General features: G+C 70.3%; 8 protein-coding genes. 4 read left to right on the top strand and 4 right to left on the bottom strand.

The window, feature by feature from the left end; all coding sequences use genetic code 11:
* Window positions 1-157: 157 nt before the first annotated feature.
* The 3 genes from RWR81_RS10735 (at window position 158) to RWR81_RS10745 (ending at window position 4656) form a co-directional block, all read left to right on the top strand.
* Window positions 158-1762: a HAMP domain-containing sensor histidine kinase gene (locus RWR81_RS10735; RefSeq protein WP_314457638.1), complete on the top strand. Its 1605-nt coding sequence runs from the start codon at window positions 158-160 to the stop codon at window positions 1760-1762.
* The gene (locus RWR81_RS10740) at window positions 1759-3330 is read left to right on the top strand and encodes an SLC13 family permease (protein ID WP_314457640.1); all 1572 of its coding nucleotides are present in this window, start codon (window positions 1759-1761) and stop codon (window positions 3328-3330) included. Before RWR81_RS10735 ends, RWR81_RS10740 begins: the two co-directional genes overlap by 4 nt.
* 129 nt (window positions 3331-3459) lie before the next feature.
* Window positions 3460-4656, top strand: a complete 1197-nt coding sequence (locus tag RWR81_RS10745; protein WP_314457642.1) for a glycerate kinase — start codon at window positions 3460-3462, stop codon at window positions 4654-4656.
* A gap of 80 nt (window positions 4657-4736) precedes the next feature.
* Here RWR81_RS10745 and RWR81_RS10750 read toward each other — a convergent pair whose 3' ends face one another.
* The 3 genes from RWR81_RS10750 to RWR81_RS10760 form a co-directional block, all read right to left on the bottom strand.
* The gene (locus RWR81_RS10750) at window positions 4737-5600 is read right to left on the bottom strand and encodes a MetQ/NlpA family ABC transporter substrate-binding protein (protein WP_314457644.1); all 864 of its coding nucleotides are present in this window, start codon (window positions 5598-5600) and stop codon (window positions 4737-4739) included.
* Window positions 5601-5740: 140 nt separating this feature from the next.
* Window positions 5741-6457: a methionine ABC transporter permease gene (locus tag RWR81_RS10755; protein WP_314457646.1), complete on the bottom strand. Its 717-nt coding sequence runs from the start codon at window positions 6455-6457 to the stop codon at window positions 5741-5743.
* Window positions 6454-7560, bottom strand: a complete 1107-nt coding sequence (locus RWR81_RS10760; RefSeq protein ID WP_399498425.1) for a methionine ABC transporter ATP-binding protein — start codon at window positions 7558-7560, stop codon at window positions 6454-6456. The genes RWR81_RS10755 and RWR81_RS10760 overlap by 4 nt, the downstream gene beginning before the upstream one ends.
* 339 nt (window positions 7561-7899) lie before the next feature.
* Between RWR81_RS10760 and RWR81_RS10765 the strand changes: the two genes are divergently transcribed.
* Window positions 7900-9006 carry an alpha/beta hydrolase gene (locus RWR81_RS10765; RefSeq protein ID WP_314457650.1) on the top strand — a complete coding sequence of 369 codons (1107 nt, stop codon included), beginning with the start codon at window positions 7900-7902 and terminating at the stop codon, window positions 9004-9006.
* A gap of 17 nt (window positions 9007-9023) precedes the next feature.
* Here RWR81_RS10765 and RWR81_RS10770 read toward each other — a convergent pair whose 3' ends face one another.
* Entirely contained in the window at window positions 9024-9581 is a 558-nt protein-coding gene (locus RWR81_RS10770; RefSeq protein WP_314457652.1) for a low molecular weight protein-tyrosine-phosphatase, read from the bottom strand.
* Window positions 9582-10048 lie beyond the last annotated feature (467 nt).

Genomic DNA, 10048 nt, shown 5'->3' on the forward strand with positions numbered 1-10048 from the left:
GCATGAACACCTCACGCCGCATCCTCGCCCTGGCCCTGCTCATGCTCGTCCCGGTGGCGCTGGCGCTGGCCGCCGAGTTCATGGCCGTCGTCCCCGGCCCGCCCGCGCAGCCCAGCCCGGTCCACCTGACCTTCGCCGATGATGGGAGCTGATACCGATGTCCTCCATCCCTTCATCCCCTCCCCCGTTAGCCACCGACCCGGCCTCAGGATCCTCGGTCCCCGCCCGGCTGCGCATCGTCACCTGGACGCTGTTCGTCGTCGCCCTGGGGCTGACCAGCATGATCGTCTCCGTGCGCTCCACCCTTATGGCGGACGTCTCCCGCTCCGCCAACACCGACGTCGCCCACGAGGTCAAGGAGCTCCAGAACTTCGCTGCCACCGGCGTCGACCCGCGCACCTCTCAGCCCTTCACCTCCACCACCCGCCTCATGGAGGTCTACCGGGACGGCCAGCAGCTCACCGACCGAGAGGCCGTCATCATCTACAACCACGCCACCGGTCAGGCCACCCAGGCCTCCGGCGCCTCCGCCCCGACCCTGGAGCCGACCAGCACGGACCCCCTGTTCGTGAAGCTGCTGCAGTCGCCATCGGGCGCCACCGACTACGGTAGCGGAGAGGTCCGCTGGGCCCGGGTCGAGCTCGAGCCCGACGACCCCTCCCAGCACCTGTCCGTCATCACCATGAGCTTCACCGCCTCGCGCGTGGACCAGATCAACGCCACGATCTGGCTCATGGTCGGCATCAGCGCGGCAGTCCTGGTCCTCACCGGCGTCGTCGGGCTGCTCGTGGCCCGCCAGATCCTGCGGCCCCTGCGCGACCTGCGCACCGCGGCCGCATCCGTCTCCACCCAGGACCTCAACCGCCGCCTGCCCGTCAAGGGCCGCGACGACATCGCCGGTCTGACCGAGGAGTTCAACGGCATGCTGGACCGCCTCCAGGAGGCCTTCGACGGCCAGACCCAGTTCGTCCTGCGCGCTCACCAGGAGATCTCCGGCCCCTTGGCCGTCATGGACGCACGCCTGGCCAGTCAGCCGGCCACCCGCACCGTTCTCCAGCAACGCACCCAGATCGCCGAGCTGCAACGAGTTCTCGACGACCTCCAGTCCCTCACCCAGGCCGAACGACGCGACTTCGCCCACCCCACCCCCGACGTCGAGATCACCGAGCTGGCGCGCACCCTGCTCGACGACGTCGAGGCCATGGCCCCGGGCCGCTGGAGGTTCGACCTCAGGGTCCAGGGCACGGCCACGCTCGACGTCGAGCGCGTGCGTCAGGCCACCGGCCACCTCGCCCGCAACGGACTGCAGCACGGCGACGGCCCCCTGACACTCACCATCGCCCCGGGCACCGACGGATACGGTCGCAGCGGGCTGGAGATCTCCGTAACCGACGAGGGCCCGGGACTGGCCGACGACGACGTCGACTGGCTCTTCGAGCGATTCACGCACGGCGAGACCGGCGGCAGACCCCGCGGCGCCGGGCTGGGTCTGGCCATCGTGCGGGCCATCGCCGATGCCCACGACGGCACCGTCTTCGCCGTCTCCGCCTCGGGCCAGGGGGCCACTGTCGGACTGCGCATCCCGGCCGACAGCTCCTGGCGCCTCTCCTCGGACCCCGATCCCGCCGTCGTCGCCTCCCCGGCCACCGCCCCCTCCTCACGTACCTCGGCGGACACGGCGCCTCGGGTGACCACCGGCGAGCCGGCGGTCACCCACGACGACCGCTCGCATGACGCCTCGGGAGAGGAGGCCGGCTCATGACCACCGAGACCGACACCGTCGGCTCCTTCGAGACCGACACGCCCACCGTGCGCGAGACCCTACCGCTCTCCCTGGCCAGGCGCGACGAGCCCGCCCCGGCCCGGCGCCTGCCATGGCGGCGCATCCTGTCCGCATCTCTCGCCGTGAGCCTGTGCGCAGCCGTGGGCGCGGCCGCCTGGCGCACGGGCGGCGCCGAGGGCGGCCTGTCCGTCACCGCCGCGCTCACTCTCGTCATCTTCATCGCCTCGGTGTGGGCCTGGGCCTTTACGACCGTGGACGACACCTACATCTCCCTGGGCGCCGCCACCGCCCTGGTCCTCACCGGCGCCCTGAGCCCGGACGAGATGTTCGCCAGCCTCGGGGACGACACGATCTGGCTCCTGGTGGCGGCCTTCGTCATCGCCGTCGGGGTGAGCGCCTCGGGCCTGACCGGCCGCCTGGCGGCCTGGCTCGTGACCGGCACGGACCATCCGCGAATCCTGCTTCACCTGGTGACGGCCGCGATCGTCGCCACGGTCTTCGCGGCACCCTCCACCTCGGGACGCGCCGCCCTGCTGCTGCCGGTCTACACGGCTCTGGCCGGCGCGCTGCGCACCGGCTCGGGAGACGACGCCGCTCTGGCGGCCTCCCGCAAGCGGCTCATCCACGCCCTGTCACTCATCTTCCCCACCGTCATCCTGCTGTCCGCGGTCGGCTCCTTCCTGGGAGCGGGCGCCCACCTGGTGACCTCCCACATCGTGGCCTCGGCCGGCGGGCAGGAGTTCTCCTTCGCCGGATGGCTGCTGCTGGGCCTGCCTCTGGCGGCGCTGTCCAGCCACCTGTCCACCGAGCTCATCATGCGACTGTTCACCCGCAAGGAGGACATGCACCGTCGGGTGCGCGTTGACATCGCCGACCTCGCGGCGGCCTCGCCGACCCCGGTCACCGGCCCCCTGACCCAGGCCGAGAACCGGGCCGCCCTGCTCGTCGGCACGGTGGTGGTGCTGTGGTGCACCGAGTCCCTGCACGGCGTCGACCCGGCCATCGTGGCCCTTCTGGGCGTGCTGGTGACCTCACTGCCCGGCTACGGCTCGGTGTCACTGCGCAAGGCGCTGGCCAAGGCGCCCTGGTCGCTGCTGGTCTTCATGGCGGCCACCCTCGCCATGGGGGATGCGCTGGTGTCCACCGGCGCCGCGAAGTGGGTGGCGACCTCGGCCTTCAACGCACTGCGGATCGACTCGCCATGGCCCTTCATGCTGGTCGTCGTGGTGCTCTCGACGGCGTCGCACCTGGTCATCCAGTCACGCTCGGCCCGCTCGGCCGTCCTCATCCCGATCGTCGTCGCCCTGGCCCCGGCGGTGGACGTCAGTCCGGCCGCGGCCGCCTTCGCCTCAACCGCCGCCGCCGGCTTCTGCCACACGCTGCCGTCCTCGGCCAAGCCCGTGGCCATGTTCTCCGACATCGACGGCGTGGAGACCTTCTCCCCGGACGACCTGCGGCGCCTGTCCTTGCTCCTTGGGCCCCTCATGGTGGTCCTGGTCATGGCCTGCAGCGCCTGGCTGTGGCCGCTGCTGGGCCTGCACTGGTGAGACCGACCGGCCCGGCGGCATCGGACGACCCAACTGGGGAACGCCATTCCCTCTGTACCTCTCTGTTTCTCAACAACCCCCGCCATCTCCTGTCAGACCCTGACAACCCAGTACCTCTGGAGGAAGATCATGCCCACGTCCGTACCCACCCGTATTCTCGTCGCCCCCTCCGGCTTCAAGGAGAGCCTGTCCCCGGAAGGGGTGTGCCAGGCGGTGGCCGCCGGAGTGCGCCGCCTCCTGCCCGGCGCCGTCGTTGTCGAGCTCCCGCTGGTCGACGGCGGTGAGGGCTCGGCGGCCACGATGGCCCGAGCCACCGGCGGCGACCTCATCGCCACTCGCGTCACCGGCCCCGTCGGCGAACCGGTCGACTCCCACCTGGCCCGCCTGGGCGCCTCGGCCCAGGGGACCTGGCTGGTGGAGATGGCCGCAGCGGCCGGCCTGCGCCTGGTGCCCGCCGAGATGCGCGACCCCGGGGCCACGACGACGATCGGCGTCGGCGAGCTCATCTCTGTGGCGCTCGACGGCGGGGCCCGGCGCATCATCATCGGCTGCGGTGACTCGGGGACCTGCGACGGCGGGGCCGGTGCGCTCGTCGCCCTGGGCGCCCGACTCCTGGACGCAAGCGGCGATGAGGTCGACCCGATCGGCTCGAACCTGGTCCGGGTCCAGCGGATCGAGACCTCCGGCATGGATCACCGGCTGCGCGGCGTCGAGGTCCTCGTGGCCGGCAACATGCACAATCTCCTCACCGGCGAGCGCGGTGTGGCCCGTGTGTTCGGGCCCCAGAAGGGGGCGAGCCCGGAGCAGGTGGAGGCACTCGAGGCCGGCCTGGTCCACTGGGCCGAGCTCCTGGCCGAGGCCTTCCCCGCCCATACGGCCCACCGCGACCTGCTCACCGGCCCCGGGACCGGCGCCTCGGGCGGGCTGGGGGCCGGGCTCGCCGCGGGGTTGGGGGCGAGGCTGTGCTCGCGTTTCGATGTGCTCATGGATGCCGACCTGTGCGGTGTCGACCTCGACACCCAGATCGCCCGAGCCGACTTGATCATCACCGCCGAGGGCGCCGTCGACTTCCAGACACCGCGCGGCAAGATCCCCGCCGAGGTGGGACGCAGGGCCAAGCTGGCCGGCAAGCCGGTCATCGCGCTGGCCGGCTCGATCGGCCACGGCTCGGAGAAGGTCCACGCCGCCGGGATCGACGCCGTCATGGGTATCATCCCGGTCCCCATGGACCTGCCCGAGGCCGTTTCCCGGGCCGACGAACTCGTCACCGACGCCACCGAGCGGGCGCTGCGCCTCATCCTCTTGGGAGCGGCCATCGCCGCCTGAACCGACACGGGCGGGGACATTCTGCGCGGCCGGGTGCATTTCCAGCCGGGCGGGGGCGAGAAGAGACGGGCGCCCCGGCGTCAGAACGCCGCGATGACGGCCTCGTCGGGCCAGGTCGTGGTGATGTACTGGCGCAGTTTCTCGTCGTTGAGGAGCTTGGCGAGCTTCTTGAGGTGCTCGTTGTCCTTGTCGTCCTTGCGCACGACGAGCTGGTTGGGGTACTCGGAGTCCTTACCGCCCTTCTCCAGGAAGAGGGAGTCGTTCTTCGGGTTGAGTCCGGCCTCGATGGCGTAGTTGCCGTTGATGACCGCGGCCTCGGCGTCCGGCATCGACTTGTAGACCTGGGCGCCTTCGACGGTGGTGAACTTGAGGTTCTTCGGGTTGGAGGTCACGTCGGTGTCGGTGGGCAGCTCGGCGGCCTTGTCCAGCTCGATGAGCCCGGCCGCAGCCAGGAGCTTGAGGCCGCGTGCCGTGTTGGCCGGGTCGTTGTTGAGGACGATCGTGCCGCCGTCCTGGATCTCCTGGACGTCCTTGTAGCCCTTGGAGGTGTAGATGCCCATGGGCTCGATGTGGACGTCGGCGATGGAGACGAAGTCGTAGCCCTTCTCCTGGTTCTGCTGCTTGAGGAAGTTGGGCGTCTGGTAGAAGTTGGCGGCCAGCGAGCCGTCCTCAAGCGAGGAGTTGGGGGTCTGGTAGTCGTTGATCTCCTTGATGTCCAGCTTGATGCCGGAGCCCTCGGTGAGGTTGTCCTGGACCCACTGGAGGATCTCGACGTGGGGCTTGGGGGTGGCACCGATGGTGATCGTGGCGGTGTTGCCATCGACCTTGATGCCCTTGACATCGCCGTTCTTGCCGGACTTGGAGCCGCAGGCGGCCAGGGTGAGGGCGGCAGCGGTGGCCAGGCCGCCTGCGATGACGGAGCGGCGGGAGATGGAGGAGGACATGGCGGTTCCTTTCGGAGGGGCGGACGGCCCCGGTGACTGGGAGGAGGAGAAGGTTTGACGGTGCTGGGCCCGACGACGCAGCCGGCCGCATCCGGACCGATCGGAGCTGAGCCGGTGCGCCTACCCGGCTGGTGATCGCCTCAGCGGTGGTTCACCAGCCGGCTGAGCATGTCTCCGAGGAGCTGGATGATGCCGACGATGACCACGATGACCACCACGGTGATGACCATGACGTCCACCATGTTGCGCTGGTACCCGTACTGGATGGCGAGGTCGCCCACACCGCCGCCGCCGACCGCACCGGCCATGGCGGAGTAGCCCAAGAGGGTGATGATGGTGACGGTGGCGGACTGGATGAGGATCGGCAGCGCCTCGCGCACGAGGACGCCCCAGGTGATCTGCCGCCCGGAGGCCCCCATCATGAGGGCGGCCTCGACCTTTCCGTGATCGACGTCGTTGATGGCCGTCTCCACCAGGCGCGCATAGAAGGGAATCGCACCGATCGTCAGCGGTACGCAGGCCGCCTGCCAGCCCAGAGAGGTGCCCACGAGCATCCGGGTGATCGGGATGAGAGCCACCATGAGGATGATGAAGGGCATGGAGCGGCCGATGTTGACGATCTGGGAAAGCACCCAGTACAGGGAGGGATTGCGGAACTGGCCGCGCTTACCGGTGGAGACCAGAGCGAGCCCGAGCATGAGGCCGAAGAGGATCGTCAGGGCTCCGGAGACAACGGTCATCGACAGGGTCTCGACGAGGGCGTGGCCGAGCTTGCGCTGGATGACGGGGTTGTCGAGCCAGGTGCGGCTGCTCGGTTGGGCGGCGGCCGCGGCCAGCGGCAGGAGCATCGAGTTCATGAGCGGACCTCCGCAGCGATACCGGCCTGTCGCAGCACCTGCACGGCCTGGGCGGTGTCGGGGCCGGGGATGGTGACGGCCAGGCGCCCGATCTGGGCCTGACCGATCGTCTCGAAGACGCCGGCGGCGATGTCACCGCCGAGCTCGGCGACCATGGACATGAGGGCGACCGCGGCCGGCTGGCCCGGGTGGGCGGTGATGGAGACGTCGATGACGCTCTCGCCGTGGGCGACGGCGGCCTCGGGCACCTTCGGGAAGGGCACGATCTCGCGCGAGAGGCGGGAGCCGACATCGAGCACGACATCCTCCAGGCGACCGCTCTCAACGATCCTGCCGGCCTCGAGCAGACTGACGGAGTCGCAGATCTGACGGACCACACTCATCTCGTGGGTGATGATGATGACGGTCAACCCCAGAGTGTCACGTACGCTCCTGATGAGGTCGAGGATGGAGCGGGTCGTCTCCGGGTCCAGGGCGGAGGTGGGCTCGTCGCACAGGAGGACGGCCGGGTCGTCGGCGAGCGCGCGGGCGATGCCGACGCGCTGCTTCTGACCGCCGGAGAGCTGAGAGGGGTAGGAGGCGCCGCGGTCGGCCAGGCCCACCAGGCCGAGCATGCGCTCCACGATCGGGCGGCGCTGTCCTGCCGGGACGCCCGCGAGCGCCAGTGGGTAGGCGATGTTCTGCGCCGTGGTGCGCTGGTCGAGGAGGTTGGCGTGCTGGAAGACCATGCCGATGCGGCGTCGGGCCTCGCGCAGCCGGCCGGCGGACAGGGCGGTCATGTCCTGGCCGTCGACGCTCACGTGACCGCTGGTGGGGCGCTCCAGGGAGGTCAGGCAGCGCACGAGTGTGGACTTGCCGGCGCCGGAGGTGCCGACGATGCCGTGGATGGATCCCGGGGCGACGTCGAGGCTGAGCCCGTCCAGGGCCCGTACCTCCTTACCGCTGCGCAGGCGGTAGACCTTGTGGACGTCGCGCAGGGAGATCATGGGCTCGGGTTGAGAGCCGGACGCGTCGCCGTCCTCGGACCGGCCGGGGTCGGCGGCGGACTGGTCGGATGTGCTCACGTATTCCTCCATCGTTCCTGGCGGAAGCACCCGCACCATAAAGGGGGTTGCTGCAATGTCGTCGAGCCAGGTCTCTCGGTTGCTCTAGATGGCCACGAATAACTTACGCAGCGTCTCATCGACTGCGCAAGCGAGGACGAGCCCAAGGGACCTAGGTCACTCCTGCTTCCCAGCGGCGCCGGCAGGCGTCGAGTCCTCGCCGCGAGCCCGGTGGTTCGGCTCACGAGCCGAGCCACCGGCCCGACCGCGGATCAGCAGGGCGTCCCCTCCGTCCTCAGCGCGGTTCTCATCGATGGTTCACCGGCTCTCCAAGCACTTCCGGGTCTCGTATTGGCGACGCTACTCGTCTCCGCCCGCGCGCCGTGTTTGGATTTGCGTATGAGCGCGATGCCAGACCGGACCTCTCCCGAGCCGACCCCGACCGGCCCCGCCGCGGAGGGCGATCCGGCATCTCCAGCACCGGCACCCCCGCCCCCGGCGAACACATCATCCGGTACCTCCGACGACACGATCACTCCCGACATCCTGGGTGAGCCGTGGCTGGCGCGCCGCATCCCGGTGACCGAGTCGTCCACGAAGGCGCCCGGAGCCGACCACGCGGTGCTCGTCTACCAGCGCCAGGCGGCCGGTCGGGCGAGCCGGCCGCGCCACTCGCGTGCGGTCCTCTACCTCCACGGCCGCAGCGACTACTTCTTCCAGACCCACCTGGCGCAGGCCTATCTCGACGCCGGCTACGAGTTCTACGCACTGGACCTGCGAGCCTGTGGGCGCGCCGGGGTCGGGTACGCCTCCCCGCACGACGTGCGCGACCTGCGCGTCCACGACGAGGAGATCGCCGAGGCGCTGCGTCTCATCCGCTCCGAGCACGGGCACGACGTCGTCGTCCTCAACGGGCACTCGACCGGCGGGTTGCAGGCGGTCATCTGGGCGGCAGACCACCCCGGGACCGTGGACGCGGTCGTGCTCAACTCCCCGTGGCTGGATCTGCGCGGTTCGGCGCTGGTGCGCTCCTACGGGTCGGCCCTCGTGGACCTGATCTCGCGCTGGGACCCCGAGCGCATCATCGGCGAGCCCGGCAGCGGCGAGGAGGACAACTACCTGGCCGCCCTTCACCGGCGCTGGCGCGGCGAGTGGGACTGGGACCTGGCGCTTAAGCCGGCGCCGTCCTTCCCCGTACGAGCCGGGTTCCTGGCGGGGATCCGCCGCCTGCAGCGCGAGGTCCACCACGGGCTGGGGATCCGGGTGCCGATCCTCGTGTGCTGTTCAACGAGCAGCAACGGCGTCAGGGCGAGTCTGGAGGAGGCCCAGCACTCCGACGTGGTGCTCGACGTGGAGCAGATCATCGACCGCTCGCAGTACCTGGGCGATGACGTCACCGTCCGTCAGATCCCCAACGGTGTCCACGACCTGGCCCTGTCCGGGCCGCCGGCGCGCACCGAGTACCTCCAGGCCGTCACGCACTGGCTGGACAACCGCCTGCGCTGAGCCCACCGGCTCAGGGCTCAGCCGAGCAGCGTGGAGAGCTCGTCAACGAGCCCGTCACTGACCCGCTCGACCACCTCAAGGGTGTCGACGAAGTCGGCCATGGTGCCGTACCAGGGGTCGGGAACGTTGAGGACGCTGCGGGAGGCCTGGCCCACAGCGACGGCCTCGGCCTGCCGGGCGGCCGCCGGGTCGAGTTCGCGGTACATGCGGATCCGGGACGGCTCCGCCTCAAGCCCGGCGGCGCGGCGCTGGAGGACGTTCCAGTGGGAGTCGGTCATGGCCAGCAGGAGGTCGGCCTCGGCGATCTCGGCGTCGGTGATGCGGTGGGCCACATGAGAGGTGATGGCGATGTCCGTGGCACGTGAGGCGTCATCGGCGCCAGTGCCGTAGCCGGCCTCGACCAGTGCACGGCGGGCCCGGGAGTCGATGGGGTTGCCGCGCTCCTCGTCGGAGACGCCAGCGGAGGTGACGACGACGCCGTCGGGCTCCAGCATGGGGAGGCCCGCGGCAGTGAGGCGGTCGCGCAGGACGATCTCAGCCATGGCGGAACGACAGATGTTGCCGGTGCACACCATGATCACGCGGTAGGGCCCGGCGTCACGACGTCGGGGCAATGAGGTCAGGGCCGGAGCGGTGGGGACGGGCGAGGAGGCAGAGGCGGCGGCTGTCTCGGCGGTTGTCTCGGTACGGGCGTCGGGATTGGTCACAACTCCGAGCCTTACGCACGCCGCGGTCACCTGTCCACTGACGCTCCCTCACCGCCGGGGACATCCTGCGATTACGGGGACATTTCCGCACCGCCGGGGACACCCTGCGCGTGCGGAGACAGGATTCCTGTCCCCGACGGCGTCGAATGCACCCGCCCGCAGCGGCACGCACCCGGCCGCACAGAATGCCCCCGTAGGCGAGAGGCACCACAGGTGAGGGGCCACCGCGACCGGGAGACTGCACAGCCGGGCGACTGCGCGGATCCCGGCTACAGCGCGCGGCCGTCGAGGACGTCGGCGACCCAGGAGCGGGCCACGACGAAGTCCTTGTCGCT

Source organism: uncultured Actinomyces sp. (assembly GCF_963526355.1).
Lineage (GTDB): Bacteria > Actinomycetota > Actinomycetes > Actinomycetales > Actinomycetaceae > Actinomyces.

Excerpts from the sequence above, each read along its gene's own strand:
- RWR81_RS10770 (WP_314457652.1), bottom strand. The coding sequence starts at position 9,581 with ATGGTGTGCACCGGCAACATCTGTCGTTCCGCCATGGCTGAGATCGTC.
- RWR81_RS10735 (WP_314457638.1), top strand. The coding sequence starts at position 158 with ATGTCCTCCATCCCTTCATCCCCTCCCCCGTTAGCCACCGACCCGGCC.
- RWR81_RS10760 (WP_399498425.1), bottom strand. The coding sequence starts at position 7,560 with ATGGTGCGGGTGCTTCCGCCAGGAACGATGGAGGAATACGTGAGCACA.
- RWR81_RS10755 (WP_314457646.1), bottom strand. The coding sequence starts at position 6,457 with ATGAACTCGATGCTCCTGCCGCTGGCCGCGGCCGCCGCCCAACCGAGC.
- RWR81_RS10745 (WP_314457642.1), top strand. The coding sequence starts at position 3,460 with ATGCCCACGTCCGTACCCACCCGTATTCTCGTCGCCCCCTCCGGCTTC.
- RWR81_RS10750 (WP_314457644.1), bottom strand. The coding sequence starts at position 5,600 with ATGTCCTCCTCCATCTCCCGCCGCTCCGTCATCGCAGGCGGCCTGGCC.
- RWR81_RS10740 (WP_314457640.1), top strand. The coding sequence starts at position 1,759 with ATGACCACCGAGACCGACACCGTCGGCTCCTTCGAGACCGACACGCCC.
- RWR81_RS10765 (WP_314457650.1), top strand. The coding sequence starts at position 7,900 with ATGAGCGCGATGCCAGACCGGACCTCTCCCGAGCCGACCCCGACCGGC.